Origin of the sequence: Acinetobacter sp. YH12086 (genome assembly GCF_013419345.1) — a bacterium.
Lineage (GTDB): Bacteria > Pseudomonadota > Gammaproteobacteria > Pseudomonadales > Moraxellaceae > Acinetobacter > Acinetobacter amyesii.
On sequence record NZ_VPAF01000025.1, the window covers coordinates 1 to 13,076 of the forward strand.

Annotated in this window: 10 protein-coding genes and 1 pseudogene; 7 read left to right on the forward strand and 4 right to left on the reverse strand. The window is 38.5% G+C overall.

Features of this window, described 5'->3' with window-relative positions:
• The 3 genes from FTU29_RS16190 to FTU29_RS16200 all read left to right on the forward strand — a co-directional run.
• Positions 1 to 497, forward strand: a 497-nt coding sequence (locus tag FTU29_RS16190; RefSeq protein WP_180122865.1) for a cation diffusion facilitator family transporter, incomplete at its 5' end; no start/stop codon positions are given.
• Positions 498 to 683: 186 nt separating this feature from the next.
• Positions 684 to 1,250, forward strand: coding sequence for a recombinase family protein (locus FTU29_RS16195; RefSeq protein ID WP_000678311.1), 567 nt, complete (start codon positions 684 to 686; stop codon positions 1,248 to 1,250).
• 251 nt (positions 1,251 to 1,501) lie between these two features.
• Positions 1,502 to 2,320, forward strand: coding sequence for an AraC family transcriptional regulator (locus tag FTU29_RS16200; protein WP_032073151.1), 819 nt, complete (start codon positions 1,502 to 1,504; stop codon positions 2,318 to 2,320).
• A 27-nt stretch (positions 2,321 to 2,347) separates the two neighbouring features.
• Here FTU29_RS16200 and FTU29_RS16205 read toward each other — a convergent pair whose 3' ends face one another.
• Positions 2,348 to 2,944 (reverse strand): LysE family translocator, encoded by a 597-nt coding sequence (locus FTU29_RS16205; RefSeq protein WP_074163998.1) that lies wholly within the window; start codon positions 2,942 to 2,944, stop codon positions 2,348 to 2,350.
• Between the two features lie 426 nt (positions 2,945 to 3,370).
• Here FTU29_RS16205 and FTU29_RS16210 point away from each other — a divergent pair, with 426 nt between their 5' ends.
• The 3 genes from FTU29_RS16210 (at position 3,371) to FTU29_RS16220 (ending at position 9,263) form a co-directional block, all read left to right on the forward strand.
• Positions 3,371 to 4,534 carry an efflux RND transporter periplasmic adaptor subunit gene (locus FTU29_RS16210; protein WP_032073150.1) on the forward strand — a complete coding sequence of 388 codons (1,164 nt, stop codon included), beginning with the start codon at positions 3,371 to 3,373 and terminating at the stop codon, positions 4,532 to 4,534.
• A complete protein-coding gene (locus tag FTU29_RS16215) occupies positions 4,531 to 7,635 on the forward strand; it encodes a multidrug efflux RND transporter permease subunit (RefSeq protein WP_270915313.1) in 3,105 nt (1,034 codons plus the stop codon). Before FTU29_RS16210 ends, FTU29_RS16215 begins: the two co-directional genes overlap by 4 nt.
• 113 nt (positions 7,636 to 7,748) lie before the next feature.
• Positions 7,749 to 9,263, forward strand: a complete 1,515-nt coding sequence (locus FTU29_RS16220; protein ID WP_032073148.1) for an MFS transporter — start codon at positions 7,749 to 7,751, stop codon at positions 9,261 to 9,263.
• A 103-nt stretch (positions 9,264 to 9,366) separates the two neighbouring features.
• Here FTU29_RS16220 and adeS read toward each other — a convergent pair whose 3' ends face one another.
• Together adeS and adeR are read right to left on the reverse strand one after the other, a co-directional pair.
• Positions 9,367 to 10,473: a two-component sensor histidine kinase AdeS gene (adeS, locus tag FTU29_RS16225; RefSeq protein WP_032073131.1), complete on the reverse strand. Its 1,107-nt coding sequence runs from the start codon at positions 10,471 to 10,473 to the stop codon at positions 9,367 to 9,369.
• On the reverse strand, positions 10,463 to 11,191 hold the full coding sequence (gene adeR, locus FTU29_RS16230; RefSeq protein WP_032073130.1) for an efflux system response regulator transcription factor AdeR: 729 nt from the start codon (positions 11,189 to 11,191) through the stop codon (positions 10,463 to 10,465). Before adeR ends, adeS begins: the two co-directional genes overlap by 11 nt.
• 296 nt (positions 11,192 to 11,487) lie before the next feature.
• Between adeR and FTU29_RS16235 the strand changes: the two genes are divergently transcribed.
• The gene (locus tag FTU29_RS16235; protein ID WP_180025629.1) at positions 11,488 to 12,813 is read left to right on the forward strand and encodes an ISNCY family transposase; all 1,326 of its coding nucleotides are present in this window, start codon (positions 11,488 to 11,490) and stop codon (positions 12,811 to 12,813) included.
• Between the two features lie 134 nt (positions 12,814 to 12,947).
• Here FTU29_RS16235 and FTU29_RS16240 read toward each other — a convergent pair.
• Positions 12,948 to 13,076 (reverse strand): annotated as a pseudogene (locus tag FTU29_RS16240) (IS1 family transposase); the annotation flags it as partial.

The window sequence follows — 13,076 nt, forward strand, 5'->3', positions numbered from 1 at the left end:
TGATTTCAATGAAAATCCTTTCTGCTAGTGCTGAAGGAAGTCTAAATATAAAAGGTGCATATTTAGAAGTTCTTAGTGATGCTCTAGGATCGATAGGCGTGATTATCGGAGGAATAGTTATTTATTTTACCCAGTGGATGTGGGTTGATACCGTAATCGCTGTGTTAATTGGCTTCTGGGTCTTACCTCGAACTTGGATTTTATTAAAACAAAGTATTCATATTCTGCTTGAAGGAGTTCCTGATGAGATTGATATTGAGTCGTTAAGAAATGATTTATTGAAGCTAGAGGGCGTTGAAGGGATTCATCAGTTGAAAGTCTGGGCTATATCCTCAAGAAATATTCATTTAACTGCTCATTTGGTTGCTCCGAATAGCAATACAGATCAACTCTATCAAAAGGCCTTAGAAGTTCTAAAACATAATCATAATATTACTGAAATTACGTTACAAATAGAAAATACGAAATGTAATACATTGAACCAACATAAACACTAATTTGGACTTTAGTCTTCATATAGATGTTTTGTGTAACTTTAAAGTATACCCTAAAGTTACAATCTGGAAGTTCATGAAATTATGTATCATTTAAATGATTTTTAATCATAAGTAACATGTAACTTTAGTGTTAAAGAATTATAATTTACGAAATTGTTCATTTTTATCCAATTGGGGCGTGAAAAAGTGAAAGGCCAAAAAGTAGGGTATGTCCGGGTAAGTTCTGTCGAGCAAAACACTGGACGTCAACTTGAAGGAATTGAGGTCGACCGGATTTTTGTTGACCGTGCTTCAGGTAAAAATACTGACCGACCTAAATTTCAGGAAATGTTGAACTATGTCCGGGAAGGGGACAGGGTGATTGTACATTCAATGGATCGTTTTGCGCGAAGCCTAAAAGATTTGGTCACTGAAGTAGATAAACTGGTCAAACGAGGGATCGCCATCCAGTTTGTAAAAGAAAATATTACTTTTACAGCCGAATCCACCCCGATGGATAATTTGATGCTTCAAATGATGGGTGCTTTTGCACAGTTCGAACGTGAGATCATTTTAGAGCGGCAAAAGGAAGGAATAAAACTCGCCTCTGCTCAGGGGAAGTACAAAGGTCGGGTGCATAAACTAAAGCCTGACCAAGCTGAAGCTTTACGACAAGCATGGAAGGAGGGGAAGTATCCATCGAAAATGGCATTAGGGAAAGCTTTTGGGATTAGTCGTCAGGCGGTATACCGATATTTACAAGTTAGTGAATAGCTTATTGGGATTAGCAACTAAATTTAGTTTAACTTATAAAAATCATGAAACACTGTTCGAATTTTAAGCGTGGAACATGAATAATCAATAAAAAGCCGCTCTGCTGGTGCCCTATATTTCAGAACGGCTTGCTTTAATATAATGATATTTAAAGAGAAATATCAAGCATTACGTATAACGTGTATTATGTTAATTTTAGGAAAAGTGAAAAATAATCTACAATAGAATCTACGAAAAATTGGCCATCAATTATGCCTGATTTCTCCAGTGGAAATAATTGGATTGTGAGATCCCCCACTCAAAATCATAAATTAGAAAGAATTGAAGCATTTCTTTCCAATTATGCTTATAAACCTCACCGACATGATACTTATGCTATTGGCAGGACTCTTTCCGGAGTTCAAAACTTTCATTACAAAGGTACATTGCAACATAGCTTGCCAGGCATGACTATGGTTCTACACCCGGATGAAAAGCATGATGGTGAATCAGGAACATTAGATGGCTATCGCTATAGAATGATTTACATCGAACCAGCGATGATCCAAACCATTTTAAAGGGTAAACCTTTGCCTTTTATCAGACATGGCTTAAGTAATGATATTCGCCTGTTTAGGGCAATGGATAGCTTTCTAAATAATATAAATAATTATATGGATACCCTAGAAGAGGAAGATGCTCTATTTGATTTGGCAACTACACTGTGTGAAATTTCAGATACTTCATCTAACCAAAACAAAAAATTTGACTACAAGGCAGCAGAGAGAGCGCGTGAGTGTATTTTGGCGTATCCACATGAAAACTTAAGTTTGTCAGATTTAGAGAAACATGCTGATCGTGACCGCTGGAGCCTTTCTCGTGATTTCCGATTATTATTTGGAACTAGCCCACACCGTTATATGATCATGCGTCGCTTAGAAACAGTTAAGTTCTACCTTGCTCAAGGGGAGTCTATTGTTAATGCTGCTTTAAATGCAGGCTTTTTTGATCAGAGTCATATGACCAGACATTTTATAAAAACATTTGGTTTAACTCCCACTCAATGGAAAATGATAAATATTAAAAGATAGCCGTTCGATTTGAACGGCTAATTTGTCCTACAGCAGATTTATTCCATTAAGAAAATCTTTGAACATAAAAAGCCCTGATAAAATCAAGAGTATACCCATCAGCTTATTTAGCCGATTAAACCAGATAGGATTAGCAATTTTGTTGCCTAATACTTTTCCAACCAGAGCATAGGTGAATGGTGCGCCAACAGCACCAAGTGAAATCAGTAAAGAAACTATCAAGATCATGATTCCTGTGATTTTGGCTGCAGGGTACATAATTGTCGTAACAGGTAGAATGACGAGAATGGCTTTTGGATTTAATAACTGAATAAATAAGCCATTTAAGAATGTTAGATGGCTTTCTTGCTGTTGAGTTGTTTCTACATTCGCCCTAATCATTTTTATAGCCAAGTAGAATGTATAAATTGCACCCGCTAAAGCAATATAATGAATCAATCCATGTGGAATAACAGCTTCACCTATATAGCCAAACAATACGAATAAGATCAACATGGCGAAACCAATGCCTAGGTAAAATCCTATAGTCTTTTTTAATTGACCTGTAAGGCCAGAATTTAGCCCCATAAAATTTACAGGGCCTGGGCTATACATAACGCTTAATGTATAAAGAAATATTTCCACAGAGTTCACTCAATTAGATAGCAATAAACATCAAAGAGAGAACGGTATCGAGTTATAGGCCTTAAAGATTGTACGTTTGTGCTGAACTAATTAAAAATTTCTATTTAACTTATGTTCACCTAAAGTTCACTTCATAAGTGTATAAAGAAACTATGTATTGTATTTTCAATTGCTTATATAAATATTAGTCTTGGTTTAGAATTTTAAAGTTCATGAACTATGAGAAAAAACTAAGATACGATCAAAATTGTAGAACAACAAAATTATTTATACTAATTTACAAGCCACGCTGTTTAAGCGTGTCATTAAAAAATAAATCTTTTAATCTCTCCACACAATCTCCACACAATCTCCACACAACATCAGCAATTCATAAACACTGCTATTTCAAAATAGTAGTATCTAAAACCCCCCCTCTGAAAAAGCATGTCAACACATTATCATTTAATAGGTTCAATACTTATTACAACTGTACTTTTAATCGGCTGTACACAAGCCAAAGATGCTGAACAGTCCCCAACAGAAATGCCACCAGCGGTTGTCAGTACCATCACGGTATTACCGCATTCCATGAATTTAATTGAAAATCTTCCAGGCCGTGTTGTCGCTTACCGTATTGCTGAAATTCGCCCGCAAGTAGGTGGAATTGTTGATAAAGTACTTTTTAAGCAAGGCTCTTATGTGCAAGCAGGTCAACCGCTTTTTAAATTGAATTCTGAAATATTTCAGGCAGATGTAAAAAGCAATCAAGCCACTTTAAACCGTGCACAAGCTGAGGTGACACGTTTGCAGGTGCTGTTAAAACGCTACACTGAATTAGTAAAAGTAAATGCGGTTAGTCAGCAGGAATACAACAATACCGAAGCAGATTATCAAAAAGCAAAAGCCGATGTGGCGCAAATGCAAGCCATGTTAAGCAGACAACAACTTAATCTTAAATATGCGACTGTTACAGCCCCTATCTCGGGAACGATTGGTGAAATCTTAGTGACTGAGGGTGCATTAGTTGGTCAAGGTGATACTAATGCAATGGCCGTAATACAACAGATTAATAAAGTCTATGTTGATGTAAAGCAATCAATTAGTGATTATGAAAAACTACAGGAAGCTTTACAGCAAGGTGACGTGTCAAATACCAAACATACGGTTGAAATCCTAAATAGTCAGGGTAAACCTTATAACGTTACAGGTGAAATCCTATTTTCGGATACTAAAGTTGATCCTGATACGGGTGATGTCACAATCCGTATTTTAGCCAATAATGAAAATCAAAAACTTTTGCCAGGCATGTATGTTCGAGTCAATATGAGCCGAGCTCAAGTTGAAAATGCGCTCCTAGTTCCAGAACAAGCGATTCAACATGATATTAGTGGTAAAGCCAATGTTACGATTGTTAATCAAAAAGGTTTAGCGCAAAGCAAGCCTGTTCAGCTTGGTCAACGTTATCAAAATAACTATGTGATCAAACAAGGGTTACAAGCAGGTGAGAAAGTCATTGTTGAAGGGGCTGATCGTATACAGCCTGAGCAAAAATTAAAAATTAAGCAGTGGCAACCTACAAATATTAAGGAAAATGGAGGACAGCAATAATGTCCCAATTTTTCATTAGGCGTCCTATTTTTGCATGGGTGATTGCTTTATTTATTATTCTGTTGGGTGTACTAAGCATCCCCAAGTTACCTATTGCACGATTCCCAAGTGTTGCGCCACCACAGATTAGTATTACGGCAATCTATCCAGGTGCTACGCCAAAAACATTGAATGATAGTGTTGTGACCTTGATTGAGCGGGAAATGTCAGGTGTCAAAAACTTACTTTATTACAGTTCAAGTTCAGATAGTTCTGGAACAGCAACAATCACCGCAACATTTAAACCAGGTACAGATGTAGAACTTGCACAAATTGATGTGCAAAACAAAATTAAAGCCATTGAGTCACGCTTACCTCAAACAGTGCGACAACAAGGGCTGATGGTCGATGCTGCGTCGTCTGGTTTTTTAATGATGGTGGGCTTAAGTTCACCGAATGGCAAATATAGTGAAATTGATGTCAGTGACTATATGACTCGCTATGTGATTGAAGAATTAAAGCGGGTTGACGGTGTTGGTAAAGTCCAAAATTTTGGTGCTGAAAAAGCCATGCGGATTTGGGTCGATCCAGATCGTTTGGTTTCTTATGGATTGAGTATTCAAGATGTGAATACAGCCATCCAAAACCAAAACTTGCCGATATCACCAGGTCGTATTGGTGATGTTCCTGCTTTGACGGGGCAACAAATTACTATTCCTTTAACTGCTCAAGGTCAATTAGAAACTGTAGAGCAATTCAAGAAAATTAGTTTACGTGCTCAACAAAATGGCGCCAATGTTCGACTGTCGGATGTCGCTCGTGTCGAAATCGGGGCACAGATGTATAACTTTGCGATTTTAGAAAATGGCAAAGCCTCTACAGCTGTGGCGATACAAATGAGTCCTGGTGCCAACGCTGTCAAGACTGCAGAAGGTGTTAAAGCGAAAATTGAACAGTTAGGTTCAGCACTGCCTGATGGTATGAAATTCTCTATACCTTACGACACTGCACCTTTTGTAAAAATCTCGATTGAAAAAGTAATCATGACATTGCTTGAAGCTATGGCATTAGTTTTTATTGTCATGTTTATCTTTTTACACAATGTTCGATACACCTTAATTCCGGCGATTGTTGCACCGATTGCATTGCTTGGCACATTCTCAGTCATGCTGCTTGCTGGTTTTTCGATTAATGTGCTGACCATGTTCGGTATGGTGCTTGCGATCGGGATTATTGTCGATGATGCGATTGTGGTCATTGAGAATGTTGAACGCATTATGGCGACAGAAGGCTTATCTCCAGTTGAAGCCACATCTAAAGCCATGAAGGAAATTACCAATCCGATTATTGGCATCACCTTAGTGTTAGCCGCTGTATTCTTGCCGATGGCATTGGCGTCAGGCTCAGTGGGGATTATCTATCGTCAGTTCACCATTACCATGTCGGTTTCAATTTTATTCTCAGCTTTCCTTGCACTGACATTAACCCCTGCGTTATGTGCAACGATGTTAAAACCGATTGATCAAGACCATCAGAAAAAGGGTGTTTTTGCATCGTTTGATCGCAGTTTTGAGAAGCTGAACAATCGCTATGAACGCAGTTTATTTAAAGTAATTAAACATAAAACCCTCGCAATGTTATGTTTCTTAGGCATTGTCATTGTGCTGATTTTTAGTTTTAAACACGTTCCGACTGCGTTTATGCCAGAAGAAGATCAGGGGTGGTTTATGACTTCGATTCAACTTCCTGCGGATGCAACTCAAGAACGTACCCGTAAAGTCGTTGCTGAGTTTCAAAATTATTTAGACCAAGAAACGGGGATTAAAGACAATATGGCGGTCTTAGGTTTTGGTTTTAGTGGATCTGGTCAGAATACAGCGATGTATTTTACCAATCTATTGCCATTCGAAGAGCGTACTATTACGGCACAAGAAGTCGTGAATAATGCCAATATAGCGATGGCTGAAAGTTCAGAAGGTCAAACCATGTCTGTGTTACCACCAGCAATTGATGAATTGGGTAACTCATCTGGTTTTTCACTGAGATTATTAGATCGTGGCAATATTGGCATGCCTGCTTTAAGAGAAGCACAAGATCAGCTTTTAGCATTAGCAGCACAAAGTAAAATCGTGGCGGAGGTCTATCCTGAAGGTTTGCCAGATGGCAGTTCTGTACAGCTTAAAATTGATAGAGATAAATTGCAGGCATTAGGTGTTAATTTCAGTGATGTGACCGATATTATTTCAACCTCAATGGGTTCGATGTATATCAATGATTTTCCAAATCATGACCGTATGCAGCAAGTCATTGTGCAACTTGATGCCAAATCACGCATGAGTATTGAAGATATTCTTCAGATTAAGGTGAACAGTCAAAGCGGTAAATTGGTTTCAATGTCTGAAATAATTACTCCAATTTGGCAACATTCCCCACAACAATACAATCGTTACAACGGTCGTCCATCATTGAGTATTTCTGGCAGTCCAGCAGCAGGTATATCTTCAGGACAAGCCATGACTGAGATGGAAAATTTGATTGAACAACTTCCGAAAGGTGTGGGTTATGAGTGGACTGGGATTTCTCTAGAAGAAAAACAGTCGGAATCACAAACCTTGTTTTTATTACTGTTGTCGATGTTAGTCGTTTTCCTTGTCTTGGCAGCGCTTTATGAAAGCTGGTCAATTCCATTCTCTGTGATGCTAGTTGTCCCTCTAGGGTTGATTGGCGCCTTTTTAGCAGTAATGTTACGTGGTATGCCAAATGATATTTTCTTTAAGGTCGGCATGATCACGATTATTGGTCTATCTGCAAAGAATGCTATTTTGATTGTTGAGTTTGCAAAAGCACTAAGAGAAGAAGGAATGGGTTTAGTGGAGGCAACCGTTGCAGCCGCTAAATTGCGCTTACGTCCAATCCTAATGACATCTTTGGCATTTACCTGTGGCGTTATTCCTTTAGTCATTGCCAGTGGCGCTAGTTCTGAAACTCAAAAAGCGATTGGTACAGGCGTCTTTGGCGGCATGATCAGCGCAACAATTCTAGCTGTTATTTTTGTACCGATTTTCTTTATTGTCGTCATGAGCATGGTTGAGAAATTCTCGAAACGTAAAGCGGCACATTAAGCATCAAAACTGAGAATAAAAGCTGTGGGTTAACGAGTTTAGCCCACAACAAATCTTTCATTTACATCTTTATTTCAGAATTGATTTAATAAACCATCAATATAGGTTTAATCATGAAAGCTACCAATCTTGATCCGAAACGCTGGTGGATATTGCTCGCTGTCGTGCTTGCATTTCTGCCGATTGTGATTGATATGACTGTACTGCATGTTGCGGTTCCCTCATTAACCCAATCGCTGAGTGCCACAAGTAACCAAGTCTTATGGATTATTGATATTTATCCATTACTTATGGCTGGACTTTTAGTTCCGATGGGAACTTTGGCTGATCGTGTCGGCAATCGTAAGATTCTGCTGATTGGCTTGGTTATATTTGGAATTGCCTCAGTCCTTGCGGCATTTTCCCAAACGGCTTCTATGCTGATTGCCGCACGTGCTTTATTAGCATTAGGCGGTGCCATGATTATGCCCTGTGTATTGGGTATTATTCGCAGAACCTTCGAAGACAGTCGCGAACGTGCCATTGCGCTGGGTATTTGGGGCACAATCGGATCAGCCGGTGCCGCCATTGGACCGCTCATTGGTGGGGGATTGTTAGAATATTTCTGGTGGGGTTCAGTTTTCCTGATTAACGTCCCAATCATGCTGGTTGTCGCACCAATGTGCTATTTCTTATTGTCCCGAAAAGAAGCTATAACCCCTGGACATTGGGCATTTGGTCAAGCGCTATTGCTGATTGTCGGTTTGATTTCGTTTGTATATGCACTAAAAGCAGGCTTAGGCGGTAAACAGTCGTTGTTGATTGTCTTGCCTTTGGTCGTTTTATCTATCGGCTTATTAACCATATTTGTACGCAAACAGCTGAATTCTCCTCAGCCGATGCTAGATCTTTCGCTATTTTCACGTCCTGCTATTTTAGCCGGCATTATTATGGCAATGGTTGCTGCAGGCGCTTTGGCAGGGGTTGAGTTAACTTTGGCAATGGAGCTGCAATATGTCATTCGTTTAACACCGCTGCAAGCCGGTCTTTTTATGGTTCCGATTATGGTTGCGGCCGCTATTGGCGGGCCTATTGCTGGTTTTTTATCCAATAAATTTGGACTCCGTCTGGTTGCGACCATGTCATTAATATTGGCAGCAATTGCGTTGGTCAGTTTGAGTTATTCAGATTTTCATCATCCGGGAATCATCGTTCCCTTTATTTTAGCTTCGATTGGATTAACACTGAGTATTGGTTTAACAGCTTCATCCATTGCGATCATGGGCTCAGTACCTGCAGAAAAGGGCGGTGCGGCAGGTTCACTTGAAAGTACAGGTTATGAACTGGGTACAGGACTAGGTATTACTTTATTTGGTGTTTTCATGGCCTATATATTTGGCAGTCATCTTCAAGTGCCGTCAGATTTAACTGCTGTTTTAGCAGAAAAAGCCAGACTTTCGATTGGTGATACCTATTTAGTGGCGAGCCAGTTACCCGTTGAACAAGGTACAGCATTGATTAACGCAGGTAAAATTGCCTTCAGTTCAGCTCATGTTAATTTATTATTAACAGCAGGGATTATCATCGGGATACTCTCCATTGTGGTATTTTTTATGCTAGCTAAATATCGAGATGAGAATTCATTGTGATGAAATTTATTTGAGGATCATCAAACAGAATGGTTAAGTTCAGACATCAATTTATCTTAAATTTATGGTTTAAATTAAGCCGTATTAATCTGAACTTAACACATTATAAATGAGTTGATGTCTTACGATTTAGTTGAATAGTAAAACAGCTGCCACCTAAGTTTTTGGATTTAGAATAATAAATATGACCTTGGTGTGCTTCAATAATTGCATCAATCACTGCCAAGCCTAATCCAGTACCGCCATCTAGACATGATCTAGAGTCTTCCAGTCGATAGAAGGGTTTGAACAGGTGTTTAAGATGCGATTCATCAATACCAGGACCTTCATCTTCAAACGTCAATACCCAATGTTCTGCTGTGGTTACAGATGTAATATTTATTTTTCCAGCATTCGAATATCTTAGAAAGTTAGAGAACAATGCAATAAAGACCTGTTCCATCCTTCTTATATCAACGCAAACCAATTTATCCGTCAAATTTAAAACAATAGTTAAACCTTTAACATGAAACCGTTCATTAAACATCTGCAGACATTTTTCAATACTATTTTTTAAATTGGTCTTTTCTAGTTCTAATCGTAATTGTTTATTTTCAATAAGTGTCAGTGTCCGTAAATCTTCCACAAGGTAAGATAAGCCTTCGACTTGGTTCAATAAGCTTAGGTGTAAAGCTTTATCGGCAATAAATATACCATCGACAATACCTTGCAAGCGACCTTGTAATATTGTCACAGGTGTTCGTAATTCATGTGCAATTGCAGCATTCCAAACAGTTGAATTCTTAACTGATACTTCAAGTTGGTTTGCCATTTCATTGAAGTTCTCAATAAGAGACTTGATTTCATGTGGAATATCATGATGTGGCTGTTTAATTCTGAGTGCTAAATTGCCTTGTTGAATTTGTTGAATAACATCTGCTAAATCACTAATTGGCTGTGTATAGCGTTTTCCATATTTAAAGGCGAGGATAGTAGAAAGAAAAAAGCCTGTTAATAGCACTAAAAACAGCCAGATAAAGTCAACGGAGGTAACTGAAAATTCATTTGAATTAATAACTTGTGTATTTAGAAAACCTATTTTTATCGCCCAGCTATAAACAAAATAGCCAATCATGAAAGATAACAGCGTAATGCCTAAATTGAATAGGCTCATCATGATAATAAACTGGAAGTTAATTCCAACAGAATTTTTAAAAAAGTTAAATTTCATGATTTTGATCTAAGCGATACCCCACGCCACGGACATTGATTAATAAGCCATTTACATCATTTTCTTCAAGTTTTTTGCGTAATTTGCTGATATGGCTATCTACAGTGCGATCTAAAGCATCACTTTCAGGCATACAGTTTTGGATCAATTCATTACGTGTAAAGACTTTATTCGGTGTTTTTGCCATCAAAAACAGTATCTTATACTCAGTTAACGTAAGGTTGAGCAACTGATTTCTTTGACCATTTGAAATGTAAACTTGATGATGATCTGGATTAATTTCAATATTTCTATAACGAATAATATTAGTTATTTCCATATTTTGGCTTGTACTTCGTCTAAGTACGGCTTGTATTCGTGCAATCACTTCGTTTGGGTTAAATGGCTTAATAATAAAGTCATCAGCACCCATTTTTAGCCCCATGATCTTATTCACTTGATCATCTAAGGCAGTCAGCATAATGACAGGTAAATGACTTGTTTGACGGATGATTTGTAGAATTTCCCAGCCATTTAGTTTGGGTAATTTAATATCAAGGAGAATCAGGTCGATAGAGTTGGCTTTTAGGCACTCTAAAGCTTGTTGTCCATCCAATGCACGGATGACCTGCATGTTTTCATTTTTTATGTATTTTTCAAGAATGTCACCAATATCATAATCATCTTCTACAACGAGAATGACGCTGTTTTCGAAGCTGTGCTGTAGATTTGGATACATATATTTTATCTTAGATGAAGTAGCTATGCATTTTAACATTTAATTGTGTAATGGAGATGATTAGACGAGCAGTCATTTATATTTGTAATTGAGGGGTGACATATAATAAAATTCGTTGCATATCAGTATTAATGAACAAAATGTCAATTATCATTCATTTAACATAATGGCTGTTATACGAAACGAGAGTGTAACTCCAAAATAGAAATGTCCGGTTTCTCCAAAGTAAAAATGTCCGCTTTTAGAATATGCACTTTTGCAATTTCGTTAGCGGACGGTTTGATATGTTGGTGTCTATGTCGGATAAAGAACTTAAACGATTGTCGGTCGTGCAGGAAATCTGCGATCAACGCATAACTCAATCCCAGGCTGCTCAGCTACTTCATATTTCAGAACGTCAGATCAGACGCTTACTGCAGAAATACAAAGCTCAAGGTCCCGCTGCATTAGCCCATGCCGGTCGTGGCCAAATCAGCAATTCCAAACTTCCTGAAGAACTCAGACTCAAGTGCCTCAATATTGTTTCTGACCAACTCCATGGTTTCGGACCCACTTTAGCGCATGAAAAGCTCACCACCGTACATGGATTCGATCTTTCAGTAGAAACCCTGCGTTCCTGGATGATTGCAGCTGACTTATGGATTCCTCGATCCAAGCGCCTGAAACGCCCGTATCAGCCTCGTTACAACCGGGATTGCTTTGGTGAACTGATCCAAATTGATGGCTCATATCATGACTGGTTTGAAGGACGCGCTGCTAAATGCTGTCTGCTGGTGTTTATCGATGATGCTACAGGAAAATTGCAGCATTTACGCTTCTGTGAATCAGAATCAGCCTTTGATTATATGATTTCAACACGCTTGTATGTTGAGCAGCATGGTAAGCCGTTGGCATTTTACAGCGACAAACATTCAGTCTTCAGGGTGAATCAAAGCAGCAAGAAAGACACCAAGATTACCCAGTTTGGACGCGTACTCAGTACCCTGAATATCGATATCATCTTCGCCAATTCACCACAGGCCAAAGGCCGTGTGGAACGTGCCAACAGAACCCTTCAGGACCGTCTGATCAAGGAGATGCGTCTGGAAGGTATCAGCTCGATTGAGCAAGCTAATGCCTGGCTACCCTGCTTCATTGAGCAGTTCAATCAGAAGTTCGCCAAGATGGCTTTTAATCCTAAGGATCTACATCGGCCTATCACTGAAACAGCCGAAGAATTAGATGATATTTTTACTTGGCGTGAACCCCGCAGAGTCACGAATAGCCTGACGATTACTTATGATAAATGCGTATATCTCCTGGAAAACACCGAAGAAAATCAAAGGTTGATCGGTAAGTATCTTGAGTTCCTGGAATACCCGGATGGTACAGTCGCGATTGAATATCAGGGAAGAAAAATCAATTACAGCATCTTCGATAAATTAAGTCAGCTTAACCAGCGAGAGATTGTTGAGAATAAACGTTTAGGTGCAGTTCTCAATCATATTCAACAACAGCATGAAGAATTGGAACAGCAAAACAAACGTAATCGTTCTCAATCTATGCCAAGCAGACGTGCACAGAAGACAGTAATCAAAGAACGAAATCTGAATCCTGTGCTTGACTTGGAATTGTCCATATAGGACATTTCTATTTGGTTATTAGGTAGGACATTTCTACTTAGGAATAACAGAGAGTGTTAGAACCCATTTAAAGTGTCTATATTCTCACCAATAAAAATGTCCGGTTTCTCCGAGGTAAAATATGACTTTTGAACAAAAATAAGCCATTGTTTATTCTTTTTATTTCCAACAAAATTCCAGAACTCATCTACTTCGAGAGATTCATAATGACTTTGCTGAGGCTGAATTTCATAGGTTGATTCAGTTAAAGTACGTAAAACTTT

Bases quoted from the DNA above. Each gene is read 5' to 3' on its own strand.
- FTU29_RS16220 (WP_032073148.1), top strand. From the start codon at position 7,749: ATGAAAGCTACCAATCTTGATCCGAAACGCTGGTGGATATTGCTCGCT.
- FTU29_RS16200 (WP_032073151.1), top strand. From the start codon at position 1,502: ATGCCTGATTTCTCCAGTGGAAATAATTGGATTGTGAGATCCCCCACT.
- FTU29_RS16235 (WP_180025629.1), top strand. From the start codon at position 11,488: ATGTCGGATAAAGAACTTAAACGATTGTCGGTCGTGCAGGAAATCTGC.
- adeR (WP_032073130.1), bottom strand. From the start codon at position 11,191: ATGTATCCAAATCTACAGCACAGCTTCGAAAACAGCGTCATTCTCGTT.
- FTU29_RS16210 (WP_032073150.1), top strand. From the start codon at position 3,371: ATGTCAACACATTATCATTTAATAGGTTCAATACTTATTACAACTGTA.
- adeS (WP_032073131.1), bottom strand. From the start codon at position 10,473: ATGAAATTTAACTTTTTTAAAAATTCTGTTGGAATTAACTTCCAGTTT.